At 56.7% G+C, this 20045-nt stretch carries 14 protein-coding genes; 10 read left to right on the top strand and 4 right to left on the bottom strand.

Translation table 11 applies throughout. The features are described 5' to 3' along the window. Complete coding sequence (locus HMJ29_RS15150) at positions 1 to 807, top strand: DUF547 domain-containing protein (RefSeq protein WP_171592279.1); 807 nt, start codon at positions 1 to 3, stop codon at positions 805 to 807. A 152-nt stretch (positions 808 to 959) separates the two neighbouring features. Here the strand turns inward: HMJ29_RS15150 and HMJ29_RS15155 are convergent, their stop codons facing one another. The 4 genes from HMJ29_RS15155 to HMJ29_RS15170 all read right to left on the bottom strand — a co-directional run bounded on the left by HMJ29_RS15155 (position 960) and on the right by HMJ29_RS15170 (position 3013). Next, on the bottom strand, positions 960 to 1385 hold the full coding sequence (locus HMJ29_RS15155; RefSeq protein WP_171592280.1) for an arsenate reductase ArsC: 426 nt from the start codon (positions 1383 to 1385) through the stop codon (positions 960 to 962). 73 nt (positions 1386 to 1458) lie between these two features. After that, on the bottom strand, positions 1459 to 2001 hold the full coding sequence (locus tag HMJ29_RS15160; RefSeq protein ID WP_171592281.1) for a GNAT family N-acetyltransferase: 543 nt from the start codon (positions 1999 to 2001) through the stop codon (positions 1459 to 1461). A gap of 56 nt (positions 2002 to 2057) precedes the next feature. Continuing rightward, entirely contained in the window at positions 2058 to 2633 is a 576-nt protein-coding gene (locus tag HMJ29_RS15165; RefSeq protein WP_171592282.1) for an ArsI/CadI family heavy metal resistance metalloenzyme, read from the bottom strand. Positions 2634 to 2665: 32 nt separating this feature from the next. Continuing rightward, a complete protein-coding gene (locus HMJ29_RS15170; protein ID WP_171592283.1) occupies positions 2666 to 3013 on the bottom strand; it encodes an ArsR/SmtB family transcription factor in 348 nt (115 codons plus the stop codon). Positions 3014 to 3414: 401 nt separating this feature from the next. Here HMJ29_RS15170 and galB point away from each other — a divergent pair, with 401 nt between their 5' ends. From galB to araA, 9 genes are all read left to right on the top strand, one after another. After that, complete coding sequence (gene galB, locus HMJ29_RS15175; protein ID WP_244679187.1) at positions 3415 to 5898, top strand: beta-galactosidase GalB; 2484 nt, start codon at positions 3415 to 3417, stop codon at positions 5896 to 5898. Positions 5899 to 6507: 609 nt separating this feature from the next. Continuing rightward, on the top strand, positions 6508 to 9672 hold the full coding sequence (locus HMJ29_RS15180) for a SusC/RagA family TonB-linked outer membrane protein (RefSeq protein WP_171592284.1): 3165 nt from the start codon (positions 6508 to 6510) through the stop codon (positions 9670 to 9672). Positions 9673 to 9732: 60 nt separating this feature from the next. Next, positions 9733 to 11265 (top strand): RagB/SusD family nutrient uptake outer membrane protein, encoded by a 1533-nt coding sequence (locus tag HMJ29_RS15185; RefSeq protein WP_171592285.1) that lies wholly within the window; start codon positions 9733 to 9735, stop codon positions 11263 to 11265. 92 nt (positions 11266 to 11357) lie between these two features. Beyond that, a complete protein-coding gene (locus tag HMJ29_RS15190; RefSeq protein WP_171592286.1) occupies positions 11358 to 12440 on the top strand; it encodes a glycoside hydrolase family 43 protein in 1083 nt (360 codons plus the stop codon). Positions 12441 to 12491: 51 nt separating this feature from the next. Beyond that, the gene (locus HMJ29_RS15195) at positions 12492 to 14207 is read left to right on the top strand and encodes a family 43 glycosylhydrolase (protein ID WP_171592287.1); all 1716 of its coding nucleotides are present in this window, start codon (positions 12492 to 12494) and stop codon (positions 14205 to 14207) included. Between the two features lie 457 nt (positions 14208 to 14664). Beyond that, positions 14665 to 15759, top strand: a complete 1095-nt coding sequence (locus tag HMJ29_RS15200) for an aldose epimerase family protein (RefSeq protein WP_171592288.1) — start codon at positions 14665 to 14667, stop codon at positions 15757 to 15759. 102 nt (positions 15760 to 15861) lie between these two features. Then, positions 15862 to 17562, top strand: a complete 1701-nt coding sequence (locus tag HMJ29_RS15205; RefSeq protein ID WP_216634064.1) for a ribulokinase — start codon at positions 15862 to 15864, stop codon at positions 17560 to 17562. Further along, complete coding sequence (locus HMJ29_RS15210; protein WP_171592290.1) at positions 17559 to 18260, top strand: L-ribulose-5-phosphate 4-epimerase; 702 nt, start codon at positions 17559 to 17561, stop codon at positions 18258 to 18260. The genes HMJ29_RS15205 and HMJ29_RS15210 overlap by 4 nt, the downstream gene beginning before the upstream one ends. 116 nt (positions 18261 to 18376) lie before the next feature. Further along, entirely contained in the window at positions 18377 to 19867 is a 1491-nt protein-coding gene (araA, locus tag HMJ29_RS15215; RefSeq protein ID WP_171592291.1) for an L-arabinose isomerase, read from the top strand. The last annotated feature ends 178 nt before the right edge of the window (positions 19868 to 20045 follow it).

Here is a 20045-nt window from a genome sequence, read left to right on the forward strand (position 1 = left end):
ATGAATTTTCTTTTCCTTGCTACTCGATCTATAACCGCGGCATTTGTCGTGTTTAGCGCGTTTACTTCCCCAGCGGCTTCGGCCACTACTGTTGCCCGCCCGCCTGTTGGGCCCACTGCCACCGCTGCCGTCTTCGACCACAGCAGCTTCGACCGTCTGCTGAAGCAGTATGTCAATGACAAGGGCTTGGTAAACTATAAGGCCCTTAAAGCCAAGCCCCAGCAGCTCAACCAGTATCTGCAGCTGCTAAGCAAAAACCCGCCTGCGCCCAGCTGGAGCAAGCAGGAGCAAATGGCCTACTGGATCAACGCCTACAATGCCTATACCATTCGGCTGATTCTAAATCATTACCCACTAGAGAGTATCAAGGACATTGGATCTAAAATCAAGATTCCTCTCGTGACTACGCCCTGGGCTATGAAGTTCTTCACTATTGGCGGGCAGAAAATGAGCCTGGATGAAATTGAGCACGGTATCCTGCGCAAGAAGTACAACGACCCGCGTATCCACTTTGCCCTAGTGTGCGCCTCCATCTCGTGCCCGCGCCTGCGCACTGAGGCCTACACCGCCGCTCAACTCGACCGGCAGCTCGACGACCAGGGGCGCGACTTCCTTAACAACCCCGGCAAAAACAAAGTCGGGAAGAGTGAGGCCCAACTCTCCAAGTACTTCGACTGGTACAAGAGCGACTGGACCGAGAACGGGCAGTCGGTGGCCAGTTGGGTAAACAAGTATTCCACCATCAAAATGAGCTCCGACGCCAAAGTCTCTTACCTTGACTACAACTGGCAGCTCAATGAGCAATAATTCTTCAGCGTAATCAGAAGAACAGGTAAGCGCCGAAACCTAGGGCTTACGCATCGCACCGCGAAACGGCTTTTCGCGCTACGGGCTAGAGCCTACTGTCTACAGGTTTCAGGTGGTATCTTTTGCTGCTTTAGTGGTAGCCTTAGCTTCACTTACTGAAACTCATGTTGGGCAAAGTCCTGAGCGTAAGCTTTGATGGCATCACGTACCCTGCGGAACTGGCCCAGGATGTCCTCTTCCGTGCCGGTAGCCTTGGCCGGGTCAGGGAAGTTATGGTGCAGTTGTATGGCAGAGGCCGGAAAAACGGGGCATGCTTCGCGGGCATTATCACAAACGGTAATAACGTAATCAAACGCCACACGTGAGTACTCCTCTACGTGGTTGCTGGTGTGGTGCGAAATGTCGACCCCATCTTCCTGCATTACTTGAATAGCTTTGGGATTAACCCCGTGTGTTTCTACGCCAGCGCTATACACTGTGGCGTTGCCTTTGAGAGCTTGTTGCAGGTAGCCGTGCAGAAGTTGGCTACGGCAGGAGTTGCCGGTACATAGCACCAGAATGTTCTTGCTAACGGCCATACATGGAAGAATGTAGTAGTAGGAGTGGCGAGAGGCGCGCCTAGCCCTGAGATAGTGAAATGGGCGTACTGGCCTAGCGAGTTGTATACTGCACTGTAGTAGGGGCGGCTGCCGGCGGGGCTTCAGAAATTCCCACTACGCTGCTGCGGCGCTCAAGGAGTACCGTGTCGCGCCACACGCCGTAATGCTGGCCAATTTTCTCGCGGCGGCCCACCTCTCGGAAACCAGCGGCGGCGTGAATAGTCAGGCTAGGCCTATTTTCGGGGAATATCCCGGCCTGCAAAGTCCAGATGCCATTTGCCTCAGAAGAGGCCACGAGGGCGGCCAGTAATTGCCGCCCAACGCCCCGGCCGCGAGCGGCTCTGGCTACATACACACTTACTTCAGCTACCCCACCATACACGCACCTACCCGAAACCGGCGACAGGGCGGCCCAGCCCACAATTTCCTGCTCTGGGCTAATAGCAATGAGCCGGCTATGTACTAAATGGCCCCGGTCCCATTCTTCCCACTCGGGAGCGGCGGTGTTAAAGGTGGCATTACGGGTGGCCATACCCTCTTCGTAAATAGCCCGAACGCTAGGCCAGTGGTCGGCGGTTAATGGTAACAGGTGCATGGTACAGGCTCTGAGAGGTAGAAAGCAAACAGATGCGATATGATAGAACAGCGCCGCTAGCAGCACCCGCCGCCTGGCGTGCAAGCCACCGGAGTGGGGGTAGGGGAAGTTTCTAGCAGCGTGAAAGCCATGGGGGCGGTAGTGAGAACTTCGGCAGTTGCTGGTGCCACGTTGGCCGCGGGAGCAATGCAGCACTGGCTATTGCCACTAGCCTGATCATACTCCTGTTGATAGCGTGGGTCGTTAAACTCCGCGTCTTCGTGGAAATAATACACTTCCCACTCTACTCCATCGGGGTCATTCACCCAAAACTTATCCTGCTTGGCATAGCAGCAGCTGGTACCCATTTCCTCGCGGGCCACTAGGCCACTCTTGCGGGCCAGCTCCAGGCGCTGCTCCATTTCGGCTACCGTTTCTACCTGAAAACCTAAGTGACCAAAGTTGCTGGCTACGCGCTCTGGGTTCTCAACAAAGGAGATGATGAGCGACGGATTATCGAGCACGTATTTGGCGTAGCCGCGCCGCACTTTCACGGCGGGCTGGCCGAAGAACGCCGTGTAGAAATTAACTGTGGCAGTTAAATCAGACACGTACAGGGAAACGTGCATCCGGGGAAAAACGGGAGTTTTCATTGGGTAAGTGGGGTAAGAGTGATACCAAGTAGTTAGCAGCAAGCATCGGAAGGGCTGCACGCCGGCGTGGCAGAAGCCTCCAAAAAGAAGGCCGTGAACTGCTGGTGCACCCGCCGCAGTAGTTCAGTATTGAGGCAATAGCAAACGGTAAGCCCGTCAATCTCACCCCGAATCAGATCCAGCGCTTTCAGCTCTTGCAGATGCTGCGAAACAGTAGTGCGGGAAAGGGGAAGCTCAGCGGCTATGTCGCCGGAAATGCAGGTGGTTTTGGAGGCTAGTAACTGAATGATGGCCACCCGGGCGGGGTGTGCCAGCGCTTTCGCCACGCGGGCCAGTTGCTGCTGCTCTTCCGTAAAGGCACTGGTTTTGGCGTAGGTCATGAGGTAGGTTATGAAGTATGTCGCAATTATACGTCATAACTATGTAGTATGTATACGACATAGTAAAATAATTTTTCTAAGTAGAATAGCTGAGTGTATAGATTTATTCCGTTATAATCCAGGTTATCAGGTATATATGCTTTATAAGCAGAGGGGGTTAAACTTACTATAGAAGTAAGGAGCCACCTGAAAAACGAGAGGCATCTGCTTAGTTCTAAACAAATAACTAGTTAAGCTCTGAGCTACATGCTGGGTGTTCCAGCGTGCCAGGTGCCGCCCGATAGATATGGCGTAACTAGGTGTTTTATGCCTGATACCGTAGCTTGCGGCCACCTTGAGGGGTTCCCCTTCGCTATCAGCCGTACTTTGTGGCTGGATATTGTCAGCACTTCCTGCTTTTTATGAAACCAATCTGCTTCTGGTTAGCCAGCGCCCGAGCTATGCTGTTTGGCGCCCTGCTCATGCTGCTAACTACTCAATTAGCCTCGGCGCAGGCCCGCCAGGAATACGTACTGGATACCAACTGGAAGTTCACGAAAGGTGATGTGCCCGATGCCGCCCGCCCGAACTTCAATGATAAAAGCTGGCAAACCGTAACGCTGCCCCACGACTGGGCTATTTACGGCCCGTTTGATGGCAACAATGACCTGCAAGCCGTAAAAATTGAGCAGAACAACGAGCAGAAAGCTACTTTGAAAGCCGGCCGAACGGGAGGCTTACCCTTCATCGGGACGGGCTGGTACCGGCGGCCGCTGGCGGTGCCAGGGTTTGGCGCCGGGAAGCGCGCCGTGCTGCTTTTTGATGGGGCCATGAGCAATGCCCACGTGTTTGTGAACGGCCGAGAGGTGGGCTCCTGGCCCTACGGCTACAACTCCTTTTTCTTCGATATCACCTCTTTCCTCGAACCGGGCAGCAACAATACCCTGGCCGTGCGCCTGCAAAACCAGCCGGAGGCCTCGCGCTGGTACCCCGGCGCCGGGCTCTACCGCAACGTGCACCTGATTGTGACCAACGACGTACACATTCCGGTGTGGGGTACCTACCTTACTACCCCTGAAATAACGGCCGACTACGCCAAGGTAAAACTTAGAACCAAAGTAGAAGCTCCCACCCGCACAGGCTCTGCAAACCTGCGCCTGCAAACAGAGATTAGGGATGCTGCCGGGCAGGTAGTAGCCACGGCAAGCACTCCGCTGCTGGCCACCGATGGGCAGGAGTTTGAGCAAAACCTGGTGGTAAAATCGCCCAAACTATGGTCGCCGGAAACGCCGGCCCTATACACGGCCCACTCCAGGCTGTTTGCCGGCGAAGAGCTGCGCGATGAGTATACTACCCGCTTCGGTATCCGCTCATTTCGGTTCGAGCCCACCAAAGGGTTCTCGCTGAATGGGCAGCCTCGGCAGTTTAAGGGCGTGTGCAACCACCACGATTTGGGCCCCCTGGGTGCTGCCATAAACGTGGCTGCGCTGCGCCGGCAGCTTACGCTGCTCAAGGAAATGGGCTGCGATGCCATCAGAACCTCCCACAATATGCCCGCGCCTGAGTTGGTGAGCCTCTGCGATGAAATGGGCTTTATGCTGATGGTAGAATCATTTGACGAGTGGAAGACGCCTAAGGTGAAAAATGGCTATAGCCAATACTTTGATCAGTGGGCCGAGAAAGACCTAGTGAATATGGTGCACCGCGACCGGAACCACCCGTCGGTTATTATGTGGAGTATTGGCAATGAGGTGCCCGACCAGAGTATGCCTGGCGGTAACAAGCTGGCCAAGCAGCTCCAGGATATTGTGCACCGCGAAGATCCCACCCGGCCCGTAACTGCCGGCATGGACCGCATCGACGATGCTATCAAGAACAACTTTGCCTCCGTGCTCGATATTCCGGGCTTCAACTATAAGCCTCACCGCTACGAAGAGGCCTACAGCAAATTGCCCCAGGGCTTCCTGCTGGGCTCCGAAACGGCCTCTACCGTTAGCTCCCGCGGGGTATATAAGTTTCCGGTAGTAAAAGCCAAGGATAAGAAGTACCCCGATAATCAGTCGTCGTCCTATGACCTGGAAGTCTGCAACTGGTCGCAGACCCCCGATGAGGAATTTGTGAAGCAAGATGACCTGCCCTACATGTTGGGCGAGTTTGTCTGGACTGGCTTTGACTACCTGGGGGAGCCCACGCCTTACGATGAGAGCTGGCCTTCCCACAGCTCCTACTTTGGTATTCTGGACTTGGCCGGCATGCCCAAAGACCGGTTTTACCTGTACCGTGCCCGCTGGAACAGCGTGTCTCCCACGCTGCACCTGCTGCCCCACTGGACCTGGCCCGGCCGTGAAGGCCAAATTACCCCCGTATACTGCTACACCAGCTACCCCTCAGCCGAGTTGTTTGTGAATGGCAAAAGCCAGGGCCGCCAAACAAAATCAACCACGGGTACCCCGCAGGAGCGCTACCGCCTAATGTGGAATGATGTGAAGTATGAGCCTGGCACCATCAAGGTAGTGGCCTACGATGCCCAGGGTAAAGCTGTAGGGGAGGAGGAAGTAAAGACAGCAGGTAAGCCCCACCATATTAAGCTGGTTGCCGACCGCACCACCCTCACCGCCAACGGCCAGGACCTGGCCTACGTGACGGCCCGCGTAGAAGATGCTCAGGGCAACCTCTGCCCTGAGGCAACCAATGAACTGCAGTTTGCCGTGAGCGGCGCGGGCCGTTTCCGGGCGGCCGCCAACGGCAATGCCGCTAGCCTGGAGCTGTTTCACGTACCCCGCATGAAAGCCTTTCAGGGGCAAGTGGTGGCAATTGTGCAGACAACTGACAAAGCCGGCCCTGCCCAGCTGAAGGTAACGGGCAAGGGCCTGAAAAGCGCCGTGGTAAGTTTAACTACTAAGTAACCACTATGCCCACAGCCTCTAGGCCACTTTGCATAATGTAGCCTAGAGCACCGCGCTTACCTCATAATACCAATCCAGGCCATTGCAGCCTGTAAGGCCTGGATTGGTATCATGAGGTAAGCGCAGTGCTCTAGGCCTTGCTCTTGCCGTATAGTAGAAGCCACGCTGCCAGCTCACTTTCGTGACTGGCAATGGGTTGCCGGCGTAGCTTTTCCGGGTAGTGGGGTAGTGCACAGTAGGTATAGCCAGGGCTGGGGAGCATAAACCACTGGGTTGTAAGTAGTGCTATAGACCTGTTCTTAACCAGGCGAAAGATGACAGGGAGACTTTTTTCCGGGCAGTAGCAGAAATAAAGAAATAGCTGGACAGTAGGACAGTCTGTAATAATTTGTTGGTTATTTGTTACGTTTTTACTAACCTTACTCAACCAACACCATGGCTTAAGCACGCGTGAGGTAAGAAATACGCCTCAAACATGGTGTAGGCGGCTTTTTACGCCGGAATTTCTAACAACAGTTTTTTTTTTGCCCCATCACACAATCGTTTGTGCAGTCTCTTTATCACACAATCGTTTGTGTTAATTCACCTCAATTCCCACAATTTTTTCTCATGAGAAAGCCCATACCCAAACTGCGCCGGCTTACCCTACCGGCCCTCATGTGTTGCCTGCCTATCCCATCGGTACTGGCGGCGGCTACCCCAGAGGCGCGCCTGTCTCTGTCCGCAGAAATCGCCCAGCCCGACATTACTGTTTCGGGTAGGGTAGTGGATGAGAAAGGAGTCGGCTTGCCCGGCGTGAACGTGGTAGTCAAAGGCTCCACCGTTGGCACCCAAACCGATATTGAAGGCCGGTATACCCTCACGGCCCCCGACAATGGTACCATTGTGTTTTCCTTCGTTGGCTATACTTCCCAGGAAGTGCCCGTGAGTGGCCGCACCTCGGTAAACGTAAGCCTGGCTCCCGACAGCCGTAGCCTCAATGAGGTAGTGGTGGTGGGCTACCTGGCGCAAGACCGCCAGAACGTGAGCAGCGCCGTGAGCAGCCTTGACGTGAAAGAAGCCGTGAAGGCGCCGGTAGCAACCGTTACCCAGTCGTTGCAGGGGCGGGTTGCGGGCGTGCAGGTGCAAGGCTCGGGCAGCCCAGGCGAAGCGCCGGTTATCACCATCCGGGGTATTGGTACGTTGGGTAACGCCAGCAGTGCCCCTCTCTACGTTATTGATGGCTTATGGACGGATAACATCCGCGACCTGAACCCCAACGATATCGAGACCCTGAATGTGCTGAAAGATGCTTCCTCTACGGCCATCTATGGCTCGCGGGGGGCCAATGGGGTAGTGCAGATTACCACCAAAAAAGGTAAGTCAGGCGTTCCTAGCATTAGCTTAAATGCGTATGCGGGCGTTGATCAGCTCTACAAACGCTATAACCTCACCAACGCCAGCGAGTGGGCCGACCGGGCCGTGCAGGCCTACACCAACGCCGGTCTGGACCCCCTTAATGCCGGCCAGAACAGCTTGGCTGGGGCTGTGAAAGGCCCGGGCGGAAAGTTTGATCCTACCATTGACACCGACTGGCAAAAGGAGTTCTTCCAGACCGGACGGGTGGAAGATTACAACCTGACTTTTTCGGGCGGTACCAGCGGCGAGAAATCGGCCAGCAACTTCCTGATATCGGGGGAGTACTTCCACCAGCAGGGCATTGTGAAGGGCCCCAACTTTGAGCGCTACAGCCTGCGCCTTAACTCGGGCCTGACCCGGGGCCGCCTGAAGTTTCAGGAGAATGTGCAGCTAACCCACATCAACCGCACCCTGCTCAACGGCTTTCCCTTCATTGATGTGTTGCTGATGCTGCCCAGCATACCCGTGTATGACCCCCGCAACGAGGGCGGTTTCGGTACGGGCTCCACCACGCTCAACACGTTTGCCACTAACCCCATTGGGGCGCAGTCGCTCTTAAACCGCAAGCAGAACGACAACCGCATTGCCGGTAACGTATCGGCCGATGTTTCCATTTTCGACTTCCTGTCGTATCGACTCAATATGGCCATCGACGGGCACGTTTATAGCAACTCCGATGCTCAGAAGGCGGGTATCATTCGGCAGAATACCGCCATTAACACCTCCTTCCTGAGTGAGTTTCAGGGCTATGACGTGTTCCTGCTGACGGAGAACACACTGAATTTCAACAAAAGCTTCGGCGATAGTCACGTAAACGGTATTGTTGGCTACTCAGAGCAGCGCTACCGGCAGCACAATACTACCGTGCAGCGCCAGGGTTTTACGAGTGCTCCTCAGTACTATTTTGAGCTCGATGCGGGCCCGGTTGCTGGTATCAGCGGTGGTGCCACCATTGAAAACTCCAAGCGCTCCTATTTCAGCCAGGTAACCTACGACTACAAGAACCGCTATCTGGTTTCGGGCAGCTTCCGCCGCGATGGGTCCTCTAAGTTTGCACCCGAGAACCGCTGGGGCAACTTTGGAGCAGGCTCAGTGGCCTGGCGGTTGAGCGAAGAAGAGTTTTTCAAGACTTCCGTACCGGCAGTTAATAACCTGAAGCTGCGCGCCAGCTACGGCGTAAACGGCAACGATGGCCTGGGTGGGGCCTACGGCGGCAACTACCTCACGGCACCCATCATCAACCAAAACGTGAACTACGTTGACGGCAACGGCAACATTGTAAACGGCTCTGCCCAGATTACCCTAAGCAGCCCCGACATTCAGTGGGAGGAGCGCTACACGAAAGATGCCGGCATTGACGTAGGCTTCTTGGACAACCGCTTTACGCTGTCGGCGGACTACTACATTTCCGAAACCAAGAAAGCCCTGGCTCCGGTGGTTATTCCGGTGTACCTGGGCAACTTTGGCGGGGCCGTATTCCAGAATGCGGGTAACCTCGAAAACCGGGGCTTTGAATTGGCCCTGGGCTACCACGAGAATCGCAACGCCTTCACCTACGGCGCCGACTTTACCCTGACTACGGTGAAAAACCGGGTAACCAAGGTGCCCACCGAAGGCCAGTCGTTCTCCGACGGTATTGGCCTTACCCGCACGCAGGTAGGCCAGCCGGTTGGGGCTTTCTACCTGATTCCGTTCGATGGCATTTTCCAGTCGAAGGATGAGGTGCAGAACTACCGCAACGCCGATGGGAAAGTAATTCAGCCCTACGCATCAGCCGGCGACGTGCGCTACAAAGACTCAAACGGCGACGGCGTGATTGACACCCGCGACCGGGTATTTGTGGGCACGCCTTTCCCCAAGCTGCAAATGGGCCTCAACCTCAGCGCCGCCTACAAGGGCTTTGATGTGTCGGTGTTCCTGCAGGCCGTAACGGGTAACCAGGTGTTTAACCGCTCTAAGGCGGCCCTGGAAAGCTACAACGGCCCCAACAACTATGAGCGTGATGTGCACCCCTGGACGCCCGAAAACCCCTCTACTACTACGCCCCGCTTGTTGCAGGGTGGGGGCGCCGGCGACCTGGGCCTGGCTGCTGCATCCAATGCCTTGTTCAACTCCACCCGCTGGCTCGAAGACGGAGACTACCTGCGTTTGAAGAACATTCAGATTGGGTACACCTTCCCTAAAGTACTGACCAGCAAAGTGCCCAGCCTGGGTAGCGTGCGGGTGTACGTGACAGGCCGAAACGTGGTGACGTTCACGAAGTACTCGGGCTTTGACCCGGAAATAACCGGTACGGGATTCTATGGCCGCGGCATCGATGATGGCGCCTATCCCAACGTGCGCACCTTCACGGGCGGCGTGCAGGTTAATTTCTAATAGCTCAGCGGGCCACCTGCAGCGGGTGGCCTACTGGTAAACCGTCTTGCTTTTACTTGTATGAAACTGAATAAAATTCCCGCTCTGTTGCTAGCGGGGTCCTTGCTCTTTGCCACTGGCTGCGAGAAGGACCTACTGGATAAAACCAACCCCAATGCTCCCTCTACGGCGCAGTTCTGGAAAAGCCAGGACGATGCCATCAAGGGCGTATATGCCTGCTACTCGGGCATTCAGCAGTATGCCTGCTACGGCCACTCCTGGCAGTTTATTACGGCCCGCTCCGATGAGTCGTACAGCCAGAGTCCGTTTGTTGAGCTGGCCAACTTCACGCGCTTCATTCAGCCCGATAACAACTTCTTCATTTCCTCCTTCGCCTGGAATGATTACTACCGCACCATTTATCGGACCAACCAGGTAATTACCCACGTGCCCGATATCAACATGGATCCGGTGCTGAAGAACCGCCTGTTGGGGGAAGCCCAGTTCATACGGGCACTGATGTATTTCGATCTGGAGTCGTTTTTTGGCAACGTTCCGCTCATCATCACCGAATCGGTGGTGTCTACGCGTGCCACGCAAGCCACTCCGGCGCAGGTGCAGGCCCAGGTAATTGCCGATCTGCAGGCCGCCATCCCGAACCTGCCGCTCACCTACTCCGGTGCTGACCGGGGCCGCGCCACCAAGGGGGCCGCGCAGGCTCTGCTAGCTAAGATGTACCTGCAGCAGCGTCGGTGGTCCGATGCCTCAGCCTTGCTGGCTCAGGTTATCAACTCCAATGTGTATTCCCTGGTACCCAACTACCTGGATAACTTCACGGAGACCAATGAGAACAACAGCGAATCGGTTTTTGAGGTGCAGTACACAGGCTCTCCCCTCGACGTAGGCCAGGGCCAGGACAATGCTTCCGCCTCAGAGGCCTACGACCGCCCCAACTTCTTTGGGCCGCCTATTTACACGTTCTCTGATGTGCAGCCCCGCCGCTGGCTGCTCGATGCCTACACCGACTCAACGGTGGCCTTTGCCGCGGGCAGCACCACGAAGCACCGCATTGACCCCCGCCGCGATATTTCTATCATCAGCAACCTCAACCCCGACCGCTTCTACGGTAAAACCTTTGCTGAGCTGGGCTACAATCCCAGCCAGCAGTACTGGCGCAAGTACCTGAACGACCGTACCCGCACCACCCCGGAAAACTTCACCTCGGGCATCAATTTCCGTGTTATTCGCTACGCCGATGTGTTGCTGCTGCAGGCCGAAGCGCTGAATGAGCAGGGACAAACCGCCGCCGCCGTGCCACTGGTAAACCAGGTTCGGCAGCGGGTAGGTTTGGCGCCGCTGGTGGCTGGCAATTTCACTCAGAATAGCCTCCGGCTGCAGATGCGTAATGAGCGGGCCAAGGAGCTGGCGGGTGAAGGGCAGCGCTGGTACGACATTATCCGGTGGGGCTTGCTTGATAACCAAACGGGCATTGACGACCTAAAAACGCGCGACGCCGACTTCGGCAACTTTGTGCTGGGCAAATCAAAGCTGCTGCCCATTCCGCAGTCTGATATTGACATTGACCCCAATGTAAAGCAGAACCCCGGCTACTAACCCCCGGTGTAAGTAAAACAGCCGCTCCGGGCCCGCCAGGAGCGGCTGTTATTCTTCTAACGGGTAGCTAGTGCCCCGCTTGATTTAAGTGTATGAGAAGATTTTCGCACCTGGCCTACGCCACGCTGGCGGGGGTAGTGCTAGTAGCAGCAGGCTGCCAGAAACCTGCGCCAGCCCCCGCGGCAATAGTGCCGCCCGTGGTAGTGCCGCCTATTACGTCGTCGGCCACGTTTACCAACCCGTTGCTGGCATCGGGTCCTGATCCGTGGGTAACCCAAAAGGACGGGTACTACTACTACATGCACACGCTCAACAACCGGCTGGAAATCTGGAAGACGGCGGCCATGTCGGAGTTGCGCACGGCTCCCAGCAAGGTAGTCTGGACGCCGCCCAGCACGGGTAATGCCGCCGGCAACCTGTGGGCGCCGGAGCTACATTTTCTTGATGGCAAGTGGTACATCTACTACTCGGCGGGCCCCGCCGGCCCCGACCTGGGCCGGCAGCGCACCTGGGTAGTAGAAAATGCAGCCACTGACCCCACCACGGGCACCTGGACCGACAAAGGCCGCTTGTTTAGCTCACCCGAAGATTTCTGGGCCATCGACGGGACCGTGCTGGAGCAAAACGGCAAGCACTACTTCATCTGGTCGGGCCACAATGGGGTTGATGGCATCCAGCGCATTTACATCTCCCAGATGGGCAACCCCTGGACGCTCATAGGGCCACGCGTTGAACTCTCGCACCCCGAGTATATCTGGGAAAACGTAGGGCCTCCTTACGTGAATGAAGGGCCCGAGATTCTGAAGCACGGCGGCAAAACGTTCCTGGTATACTCAGCCAGCTTCTGCGGCACCGATCAATACGCCCTGGGCATGCTCACCACCGATGCCACCGCCGATCCGCTGCTGCCGGCCTCCTGGAAGAAGTCAGATAAACCCGTTTTCTCCCAGGACGCGGCCAACCGGGCCTTTGCTACGGGGCACAATTCATTCTTTACCTCAAAGGATGGGAAAGAGGACTGGATTATATACCACGCCAACTCTAACCCCAATGAGGGCTGCGTAGACAAGCGCAACCCTCGCATGCAGAGGTACACCTGGAATCCCGATGGTACGCCCAACTTTGGGGTGCCGGTGGCCATTAATACCCCCATTGCCAAGCCCAGCGGCGAGTAAGCTACATTTTGGGTGCCAGTTTGCCTTCATCCTCACCATCTAACTCTACACATGATACCATCTATACATTCCGCCCGGCGTGCCAAAGCAGCGCGCGGGCCTTTGCGCCACCTGCTGCAGCTAGGAGCGCTCCTGATTGTGCTGCTGGGGTGGCCTAGCGCTCCGGCTTGTGCTTTACAGGGCGCGCTGGGGGTGCATGATCCGTCAACCATTGTAAAGGAGGGCAATAAGTACTGGATTTTTGCCACCGGCCAGGGCATCTACAGCATGTACTCAACTGACCTGGTAAACTGGACGCCCGGGCCCCGAACGGTGTTTGTGAACAACGCCTACCCAGGTTGGATTAACGGCAAGGTGCCGGGCTTCGCGGGCAATTTCTGGGCGCCGGAGTGCATCTTCCTCAATGGCAAATACTACCTCTACTATTCCTGCTCCACGTTCGGCTCCAAAGTGTCGGCCATAGGTTTGGCTACCAACGTTACGCTGGACCCCACCAGCCCCAACTACAAGTGGGAAGACCAGGGCGAGGTAGTTTCTACCAGCGCCAGCAGCGACGTGAATGCCATTGACCCGGCCGTGTTCCGGGATACCAACGGCGACGTATGGCTTTCCTACGGCTCATTCTTCGGCGGCATCAGAGTTACCCAGCTCTCCGCCACTACGGGTAAGCCTACCGGCGGCACCACGCACGCCGTAGCCAATGGAAACCCCGAGGCCGCTTACCTGACCAAAAATGGCAGCTTCTATTACCTGTTCGTAAACCGCGGTGCGTGCTGCAACGGTGTTAATAGCACCTATTACATGGTGGTGGGTAGGTCTGCATCGCCCACCGGGCCTTTTCTAGATCAGAACGGGGCAGACCTGAACAACGGGGGCGGCACGGTGGTGCTCAACGCGGCCGGCCGCTACATTGGGCCGGGGCATACGGGCATCTATGAAGAGAACGGAGTAAGCTACTTTTCGCACCACTACTACGATGGGTTTGATAACGGCGCCCCCAAGCTGGGAATAGCCAAGCTGACCTGGACGGCCGCCGGGTGGCCTAGCGTAACCCGCGACTGGGTGACGGCGGGCCGTTACGAAATCAGGAGCCAGAACAGCAACCTGGTGTGGGATGCCTGGGGCTGCACCGGGGTAGCGGGCCAAATGATTGCGCAGGGCACGCCTGCTGGGCTTGACTGCCAGCGCTGGGACATCACGCCCCTGGGTGAAGGTGAATATAAGATTACTAACGCCCTGGGTGGCCTGGCGGCTGATGTAGCCGGGTGCTCTCCCGATGCCGGCGCAAAGCTGCAGCTAGGTGCCTATACGGGGGCCTTCTGCCAACGCTTCCGCATTGACCGGGCTAATGACGGTACCTTGGTTTTTGCTTCCGCAAACGGCAACAGAGTAGTAGAAGTACCTAATGCTTCTACCACCGTAGGCCAGCAGCTAGGCCTCTGGGATTACAACGGCTGCTCCTGCCAACGCTGGACGCTAACAAACGTGAGTGTGCTGACCAGCACCAACCGAAAATTACTGAAGGGGGTGAGCATTTATCCGCAGCCCACCTCAACGGGGAGCTTCACGGTGGCGTTAGCAGGACAGCCGCTGGGGGCCGAAACGCAGATTGTGGTAACTGATCTGAAAGGTGCCGTTGTGTACCGCCAGGAGTTCAGCAAGCAGCTAACTACTTTAACGGTGCAAGCGGGTTTGGCGCCTGGTGTGTACCAGATAGCAGTGCGGCGTGGTGCGTTAGCCACCAGCCAAAAGCTGGTGGTACTCTAAGGCTTGTGAGAGAGAAAGCTAATGGTGCCAATGCACGCGGGACAGGGAAGCTATGTGGCAGAAAAGCATATCAGGCTCAGCAAAACGATTTAGCTAAATAGCTTAAGTAATACACAAACGATTGTGTAAATTCGAAATCATTTTCTACTTTACACACCATTTCAGTAGGGTAAGGGCTCAGCAAATGCAACCCAACCAGGCAGAAGTGAGGTAGTTAGTTGTGGGCCAGCAGCGTAAAACCCGCTGGTTACAGGCCTAGCGTACCTTTATTGTGTGCTTTAGTAGCTCTTATTCTCCCGTCCTCTACCCAGAACTTCCCAACCCACTTGTGCTCATGACCACTATTTCTCGTGCCGGCCTCCTGACAAGCAGCGTAACTGGCCTTGCCAGCCTATTACTCCTGGTTGGATGTACCCAATCAGCCTCCACTGAGCAGGCAACTGAAGCTTCCCAACCTATGACCGACTCTACTCAGGCTGCTGCCGGTGCCACCAGTGCAGCGCCTACTACTACCTCCTTCGGCAAAGCCACTAATGGCACCGAAACCCAGCTCTATACCCTCACCAATGCCCACGGCCTGAAGGCTACCATCACCAACTACGGTGGTACCATCACCAGCCTTCTGGTGCCCGACAAAGACGGCAAGCTGAGCGACGTGGTACTGGGCTTTGATGATGTAAGCGGCTACCAGAGCCCGGAGTTCGTGAAGTCGGGGCCATACTTTGGGGCGCTTATTGGCCGGTATGGCAACCGTATCAAAGGCGGAAAATTTACCTTAGATGGCAAGCAGTACACGCTGGCCAAAAACAACGGCGAGAATACCCTGCATGGCGGCAAGCAGGGGTTCGATAAGGTGATGTGGCAGGCTGAGCCCGGCACCTCCACCGATGGCCAAACGCTCAGGCTCACGTACCTGAGCAAGGATGGGGAGGAGGGCTACCCCGGCAACCTGAACGTGACGGTAACCTACACCCTCACCAACGACGACGCCCTGAAGATTGACTACTCGGCTACCACTGATAAGGCCACACCCGTTAACCTGACCAACCACGCTTACTTCAACTTGGCTCTGGGTCAGAAGCCTGATATCCTGGGCCACGAGGTAACCATTGCCGCCGACCGCTACAACGTGGTAGATGCCGGCCTGATACCAACCGGTGAGTTGCGCCCCGTGAAAGGCACGCCCTTTGATTTCACCACCCCCCATACCATTGGGGAGCGAATTACGCAGGTGCCCGGTGGCTACGACCACAACTGGATTCTCAACCAGACCAGCGGCATGCACACCGCCGCCACTGTATATGAGCCCACCACGGGCCGCACTATGGAGGTGCGCACCACTGAGCCAGGCCTGCAGTTCTACACCGGTAACTTCCTCGATGGGACCCTCAAGGGCAAAAATGGGTTGACCTACGGCAAGCACGCGGCCTTCTGCATGGAGACCCAGCACTTTCCTGATTCTCCTAACCAGCCCAGCTTCCCCAGCACCACGCTTAAGCCCGGCCAAACGCTGCAATCAACTACTATCTATCAGTTTGGTGTGCGCAAATAAGTGTAAAGATGGATTTGTGAAGGTGTAGAAACCCAGGTTCACAGAATTTTACTTCTCAAATCCGCCCTTTCTCAACTTCACAACTTCTCAATCTTACCCTTGATGAAATACGTCATTGGCATCGACTACGGCACTGACTCTGTGCGGGCCCTGCTTGTGGATGCCCGCACGGGCGCCGAAGTAGCCCAAGCCGTGCATAACTACGCCCGCTGGAAAGAGCAGCGCTACTGCAATGCTGCCAGGAACCAGTTTCGCCAGCACCCCCTCGACCACATTGAGGGCCTGGAGGCCACGGTACGCCAAGTAGCCAAGCACGTTCCGGCCGAGCAAATTGTAGGGCTAGCCGTTGACACCACCGGCTCAACGCCTGGCGCCGTGGATGAACACGGCGTGGCTCTGGCCCTCACGCCCGGCTTCGAGGAAAACCCAAACGCTATGTTTGTGCTTTGGAAAGACCATACGGCCTTACCCGAAGCCGCCGAAATCAATGAAAAAGCCCGCCACTGGGGTGGTGAGGACTTTACGCAGTTTGAGGGGGGGATTTATTCCTCGGAATGGTTTTGGGCCAAGATTGCGCACGTGGTGCGGGAAGATGAGGCCGTAGCGAAAGCCGCTTACTCCTGGATGGAGCACTGCGACTGGCTGACTCTACTACTTACTGGCGGTGATTTGGCTACGTTTAAGCGCAGCCGCTGCGCCGCGGGCCACAAGGCCATGTGGCACGAGAACTGGGGTGGCCTACCATCGGAAGAGTTTCTTACCCTGCTAGAGCCTAAGCTGAGTGGCCTACGCGAGCGGCTATTCCAGGAAACCTACACTGCCGATGAGGTAGCCGGGCACCTCTCTGAGGAGTGGGCGCAGCGCCTGGGCCTGACCACAAACACCGTGGTAGCAGTTGGCTCATTTGACGCCCACGCGGGGGCTTTAGCCGGCGAAATTGAAGCCTATTCCATGGTGAAGGTGATGGGTACTTCTACCTGCGATATTGTGGTAGCCCCCATGCAGGAAGTAGGAGGGAAGCTGGTACCCGGTATCTGTGGCCAGGTAGATGGCTCAGTTATTCCGGGTATGCTGGGCCTAGAGGCCGGGCAGTCGGCCGTGGGTGACTTGCTAGCCTGGTTCCGGGGAGTTATTGAGTGGCCGCTGCGCACGTTGGTGCCCCAATCAGCGGTACTGACGCCCGAGCAGCAGGAAGCCTTGCGCGCTGAACTAAGCGACAAAATGATGGCCGAGCTGAACATTGCGGCTGCCGCAGTAAACCCCGATGAGTCGGCGGTACTGGCCCTTGACTGGGTAAACGGCCGCCGCACGCCCGACGCCAACCAGGCGCTGAAAGGCGCCATCATGAACCTGACAATGGGTACGAGCGCTCCGCATATTTTCCGGGCGCTGGTGGAAGCCATCTGCTACGGCTCCAAGCAAATTGTAGAGCGCTTCGAGCAGGAAGGTATTCCCATCAAGCAAGTGATAGGCCTAGGCGGCGTTGCCAAGAAATCGGCCTTTATGATGCAGACGCTGGCCGACGTACTGAACCGCCCCATTCGGGTGGCCGAGTCGGACCAGGCCCCCGCGCTGGGTGCGGCTATGTACGCGGCCGTGGCGGCCGGTATCCACCCCGATGTGGTAACCGCGCAGAAGGCTATGGGCAACGGCTTTGCCGAAAGCTACGAGCCTAACCCGGCTCGGGTGGCTGATTATCAGCGCCGCTACGAGCAGTACCAGGCCTTTGGGCACTATGTAGAACAGGCCACCGAGCAGCGTGCCGGTGAAGTGGCCGAAACCGCTTTGGTTGAGCAAGCATGAGTCAGTTTCAGGAATTAAAGCAGGCCTGCTACGAGGCCAACATGCAGCTGCCCGAGCTAGGGCTGGTGCTCTTCACCTTCGGCAACGCCAGCGTGGTAGACCGCAGCCAGCGTGTGTTTGCCATCAAGCCCAGCGGAGTGCCCTACGCCACGCTAAAGCCCGAAGACATCGTGATTGTGGACTTCGCCAACAACATGGTAGAAGGCACCAAGCGGCCTTCTTCGGATACCAAAACTCACGCGGTACTCTACAGCCACTGGGAGCATATTGGCGGCATTGTGCACACGCACTCCACCTATGCCACGGCCTGGGCTCAGGCGCAGCTGGATATCCCGATTCTGGGCACTACGCACGCCGACCACCTCACGGCCGACATCCCCTGCGCGCCGCCCATGTCTGATGACATGATTGCGGGCGACTATGAGCACCAAACGGGCAGGCAGATTATCAAGGAATTTCAGCGCCGTGGGCTTTCGCCGGAGGAAGTGGAAATGGTATTGCTGAGCAACCATGCGCCCTTTACCTGGGGTAAAACGGTAGAAAAAGCCGTGTACCACAGCGCCGTGCTGGAGGAAGTAGCCCGCATGGCCTACCTCAGCTGCACCCTGCGCCCCGACGTGCCCCGCCTGAAGGAAGCCCTCATTCAAAAGCACTATGAGCGCAAGCATGGTGCAAACTCCTATTACGGACAGAGCTAATGCTTTCTGCCAGCTCTGCGCCTGAAAAGCAGCAATGCTGGCCAGCGGCAAATTCTTCTGTACCTATTTACACAATCGATTTACCGGGCTTTTCCTGAGCCCAATCTCCTTTTCTCATGATTGATATCTCTCACTACGAAGCTTGGTTTATCACCGGTAGCCAGCACCTCTATGGCCCCGAAACCGTGGAGCAAGTTGCTCAGCACTCCCAGCAAATTGCGGAGGCCCTAGGCCAGGCGCTACCTATCAAGGTAGTGTACAAAGACGTACTGACAGGCCCCGATGGCATCACCAAGCTGGTGCAGGAAGCCAATACTACCCCCAACTGCGTAGGCCTCATTGCCTGGATGCACACCTTCTCGCCGGCCAAAATGTGGATCAACGGCTTGAAAATTCTGCAGAAACCGTTGGCCCACCTGCATACCCAGTTCAACCGCGACATTCCGTGGGGCGACATCGACATGGACTTCATGAACACCAACCAGTCGGCGCACGGCGACCGGGAATTTGGGTTCATTGGCGCGCGCCTGCGCCTGAAGCGCAAAGTGGTGGTAGGCCACTGGCAAAGCCAGGACGTGCAGGAGCGCCTCAGCATCTGGAGCCGCGCCGCCTGCGCCTGGGCCGATTGGCAAGGTGCCCGCATCATTCGCTTCGGCGACAACATGCGCTACGTAGCCGTAACCGAAGGCGACAAAGTAGAAGCCGAGCTCAAGTTTGGCTACTCCGTGAACACCTATGGCATCGGCGACCTGGTGGCCGTGATTAATGAGGTAAGCGACGAGCAGGTGAAGGAGCTGCTGGCTACTTACGAGCAAGAGTACGAGCTGGGCGATGCGCTTCGTGAAGGTGGTAGCCAGCGCGAGTCACTGCATGAGGCGGCCAAGATTGAGGTGGGCATGCGCAAGTTCCTGCAAGACAACAAGGCCATCGGGTTCACCGATACCTTTGAGGACCTGCACGGCATGGCGCAGCTGCCCGGCATTGCCACCCAGCGCCTGATGGCGGAGGGCTACGGCTTTGGGGGCGAAGGCGACTGGAAAACCTCGGCGCTGGTGCGCGCCATGAAAGTGATGGGCAGTGGCCTACCCGGCGGCAACTCTTTCATGGAGGACTACACCTACCACTTCCAGCCCGGTAACGAGCAGGTGCTCGGCTCGCACATGCTGGAAATCTGCCCCACCATTGCCGAAGGCAAAGCCAAAGTAGAAGTGCACCCCCTCGGCATTGGGGGCAAGGCCGATCCGGCCCGTTTGGTATTCAACTGCCCTGCTGGTCCGGCCCTGAATGCTACGATTGTGGACCTAGGCCACCGCTTCCGCATGATTGTGAACGAGGTAGAAGCTGTAGCTCCCGAGCAGGATGTGCCTAACCTGCCCGTAGCCCGCGTGCTTTGGAAAGTGAAGCCCAGCCTAAGTGTGGGTGCTGCCGCCTGGATTTATGCCGGCGGTGCTCACCACACCGGCTACAGCCAAAACCTGACCGCCGAGTACCTCGAAGACTTCGCGGAAATGGCGGGCATCGAGTACCTCATCATCGACGACGAAACCAAGCTGCGCACTTTCAAAAACGAACTACGCTACAACGACGTGGCCTTTAGCCAGCGTTAGGCCACTTCGGCCGATTAACAAAAAAGTGGGGGAGTACCTCCGAAGCAACTCACGGGCAGGAAGTGAAAGCCGCTGCAACGGCCGCCCGCGAGTTGCTTCGGCTAGGCCACTATTGGTCTTATTCTAAGCCCATTCTATTCTCCTCGTTCATTCAACCCGCTTCCTGCATAGCAATTCC

This window comes from Hymenobacter taeanensis (genome assembly GCF_013137895.1).
GTDB lineage: Bacteria > Bacteroidota > Bacteroidia > Cytophagales > Hymenobacteraceae > Hymenobacter > Hymenobacter taeanensis.

Excerpts from the sequence above, each read along its gene's own strand:
- HMJ29_RS15160 (WP_171592281.1), bottom strand. The coding sequence starts at position 2,001 with ATGCACCTGTTACCATTAACCGCCGACCACTGGCCTAGCGTTCGGGCT.
- HMJ29_RS15195 (WP_171592287.1), top strand. The coding sequence starts at position 12,492 with ATGATACCATCTATACATTCCGCCCGGCGTGCCAAAGCAGCGCGCGGG.
- galB (WP_244679187.1), top strand. The coding sequence starts at position 3,415 with ATGAAACCAATCTGCTTCTGGTTAGCCAGCGCCCGAGCTATGCTGTTT.
- HMJ29_RS15205 (WP_216634064.1), top strand. The coding sequence starts at position 15,862 with ATGAAATACGTCATTGGCATCGACTACGGCACTGACTCTGTGCGGGCC.
- HMJ29_RS15180 (WP_171592284.1), top strand. The coding sequence starts at position 6,508 with ATGAGAAAGCCCATACCCAAACTGCGCCGGCTTACCCTACCGGCCCTC.
- HMJ29_RS15155 (WP_171592280.1), bottom strand. The coding sequence starts at position 1,385 with ATGGCCGTTAGCAAGAACATTCTGGTGCTATGTACCGGCAACTCCTGC.
- HMJ29_RS15150 (WP_171592279.1), top strand. The coding sequence starts at position 1 with ATGAATTTTCTTTTCCTTGCTACTCGATCTATAACCGCGGCATTTGTC.
- HMJ29_RS15200 (WP_171592288.1), top strand. The coding sequence starts at position 14,665 with ATGACCGACTCTACTCAGGCTGCTGCCGGTGCCACCAGTGCAGCGCCT.
- HMJ29_RS15165 (WP_171592282.1), bottom strand. The coding sequence starts at position 2,633 with ATGAAAACTCCCGTTTTTCCCCGGATGCACGTTTCCCTGTACGTGTCT.
- HMJ29_RS15190 (WP_171592286.1), top strand. The coding sequence starts at position 11,358 with ATGAGAAGATTTTCGCACCTGGCCTACGCCACGCTGGCGGGGGTAGTG.
- HMJ29_RS15170 (WP_171592283.1), bottom strand. The coding sequence starts at position 3,013 with ATGACCTACGCCAAAACCAGTGCCTTTACGGAAGAGCAGCAGCAACTG.
- HMJ29_RS15185 (WP_171592285.1), top strand. The coding sequence starts at position 9,733 with ATGAAACTGAATAAAATTCCCGCTCTGTTGCTAGCGGGGTCCTTGCTC.
- HMJ29_RS15210 (WP_171592290.1), top strand. The coding sequence starts at position 17,559 with ATGAGTCAGTTTCAGGAATTAAAGCAGGCCTGCTACGAGGCCAACATG.
- araA (WP_171592291.1), top strand. The coding sequence starts at position 18,377 with ATGATTGATATCTCTCACTACGAAGCTTGGTTTATCACCGGTAGCCAG.